We start from the raw sequence: 2648 nt of genomic DNA on the forward strand, positions 1-2648 counted from the left end.
TGGAAAATTCGGTGAAATTGACCACCTCAATACGGTTTAAACTGACCACCTGTTCCGGCTGAAATTGACCGCCTTGTTTCGGAGCAAATTGACCACCTGTTTCGGAGGAAACTGACCAGTGGATTCCGGAGCAAACTGACCACCCTGTCAAGCAGAAAAATGCTGTAGAATCACCCATATTTTTGGCGGATACCAACCGCGGGAAGTATGGCAAATTCGACTATCAGCATGAGTAAAATAAGACAGATACTAAGGATGTACAGTCAGGGCCGCAGCAAGCTCTCTATTGCTGCTCAAACGGGTGTTTCCCGGAATACGGCCAAAAAGTATATGGCCACTTTTGAGTCGAGCGGCCTGACCTTTGATCAGATTAATGCTTTGAATGATAAGGAGCTGGACGAGTTCTTTGGGGCTGTCAAGCAGATGCCACCGCAGGACCGGTTAGTATATCTACAGCGTTGTTTTCCCCGCATAGATAAAGAGCTTAAAAAGCCCGGCGAGACGCGTTATTCGCTCTGGGAGAGCTACAAAAAGGAATTCCCGGACGGCTTCAGCTATACCCAATTCTGCTTCCATTTGGCCCAATGGAAGTCCCGGGTCAATCCGGTCATGCATCAGGATCACAAGGCAGGAGATAAACTTTACATCGATTTTGCCGGTGTAAAGCAGAGCTTTATCAGCAAGGAGACTGGCGAAGTAACTGAGGTTGAAGTTTTTATTGCGATCCTGGGTGCGAGTCAGCTGACGTATGTGGAAGCGGTTCTCAGCCAATCAAAAGAAGACCTGATCCTGGCCTGCGAGAACGCTTTTCATTATATCGGAGGCGTTCCGGCTGCTGTTGTCCCGGATAATCTTAAGGCAGCTGTCACCAAAAGCAACCGGTACGAACCTACCCTGAACGAGACCTTTGAGGACTTTGCCAACCATTATGGGACCACCATATTACCCACCAGGGCGTACCGGCCACGCGACAAGGCATTAGTCGAAGGGGCTGTTAAAATAGTCTATAGCCGCATTTATGCCCCTTTGAGGAAGAAGGTTTACAACTCACTCTCTGAGCTAAACGCAGCCATCTGGGCTGCCTTGGAAGTCCATAATAACCAGTTACTGCGCGGTCGCAATTACAGCCGCAGGCTTCAGTTCGAAGAGATCGAGCGTAACGCACTGTCGCCGCTGCCAATACTCAAATACGAGTTTAAAAAGCAATCACATGCTACGGTGATGAAAAACGGGCATGTCAACCTGAGCATCGATAAACACTATTACAGCGTCCCGTACCGGTTCATCGGCAAGAAGGTCAAATTGCTGTTCTCAGGCACCGTGGTCGAGATTTACTACCGTTATGAGCGCATAGCCCTGCACCAGCGTGTCAAAAGCCCCTACAATTACTCCACCGATAAAGAGCACCTGGCCAGCACGCACCGCTTTTTGACCGAATGGACCCCGGATAAGTTCGTCGAATGGGCCTCTTCGATCCATGACGACGTAAGGCTTTATATCCTGAAAATACTGGACCGTAAGCAGCATCCCGAGCAAGCCTACCGCTCTTGCATCGGCATCTTGTCCTTCGCAAAAAAGGCTGGCGAACAACGGCTGATCAGCGCATGCCAGCGCGCGTTGAGCTATGGCATTTACAACTACAAAATCATCCAGATGATATTGGAAAAGAAGATGGACCAGTACGAAGACAGCCTGTTCGCCGACGAGTTGCCGATGCCTAACCACGACAATATCAGGGGTGAAGAATATTATCAGTAACCTTTTAAACAATCCATACAATGAACAATGACACCTTGGAGAAGCTGCGTAAGCTTAAATTTTATGGCATGTTCCATGCCTTCAAAACCAGTCTGGAAAGCGGGAAAACCAATGATTATACGGCCGATGAGCTATTAGGGTACCTTGTGGACGCCGAGTGGGACGACCGCAACAACCGCCGCGTAGAGCGGCAGATCTACCAGGCCCGGTTCCGTTATAAAGCCGTCGTCGAAAATATCCATTACCATGCCGATCGCAGTCTGGACCGCAACCAGGTCATGCGCCTAGCCGATTGCTCTTTTATCACCCGAAACGAGAACCTACTGATCACAGGCAGCACCGGGATCGGTAAAAGCTATGTGGCAACAGCCATTGGCCATCAGGCCTGCATTCAGGGGTACCGCGTACTCTACGCGAGTACTCCTAAGCTGTTCGCCCGCTTGAAAATGGCCAAGGCCGATGGCTCTTATATCAAAGAAATCGCCAAGATCGAACGGCAGCACCTATTGGTGCTCGACGACTTTGGTATCCAGCCCTTCGACGCACAGAGCAGGGCCGCCTTGATGGAGATCATCGAAGATCGGCACGGCAAAACATCCCTGATCATTACCTCCCAACTGCCTGTCAGCAAATGGCACGAAGTGATCGGTGAAAAAACCATTGCCGATGCCATCCTGGACCGTATAGTCCACGACGCTCACCGCATAGAACTGAGAGGAGAATCAATGAGAAGAAAGAAAAAAATAGAGCCCGAAAACAGCTACCAATAATACGGCCTTAATTAACTAATTTTGAAACTGCTTCTGCAGCTTTTTTCTGCCACCGGCCGCCAGACAATTAGGTGGTCAATTTGCCACGGAATCAGGTGGTCAACTTCTCCGAAATACCCA

Annotated in this window: 2 protein-coding genes; both read left to right on the forward strand. The window is 49.6% G+C overall.

Features of this window, described 5'->3' with window-relative positions; genetic code table 11:
• Positions 1-228: 228 nt before the first annotated feature.
• A complete protein-coding gene (istA, locus tag CLV60_RS34040) occupies positions 229-1758 on the forward strand; it encodes an IS21 family transposase (RefSeq protein WP_229211254.1) in 1530 nt (509 codons plus the stop codon).
• A gap of 20 nt (positions 1759-1778) precedes the next feature.
• Complete coding sequence (gene istB / locus CLV60_RS34045) at positions 1779-2528, forward strand: IS21-like element helper ATPase IstB (RefSeq protein ID WP_106599847.1); 750 nt, start codon at positions 1779-1781, stop codon at positions 2526-2528.
• The last annotated feature ends 120 nt before the right edge of the window (positions 2529-2648 follow it).

The sequence above is a fragment of the Dyadobacter jiangsuensis genome, assembly GCF_003014695.1.
Lineage (GTDB): Bacteria > Bacteroidota > Bacteroidia > Cytophagales > Spirosomataceae > Dyadobacter > Dyadobacter jiangsuensis.

Coding starts and splice junctions, on each gene's coding strand:
- istA (WP_229211254.1), top strand. CDS start 229: ATGAGTAAAATAAGACAGATACTAAGGATGTACAGTCAGGGCCGCAGC.
- istB (WP_106599847.1), top strand. CDS start 1,779: ATGAACAATGACACCTTGGAGAAGCTGCGTAAGCTTAAATTTTATGGC.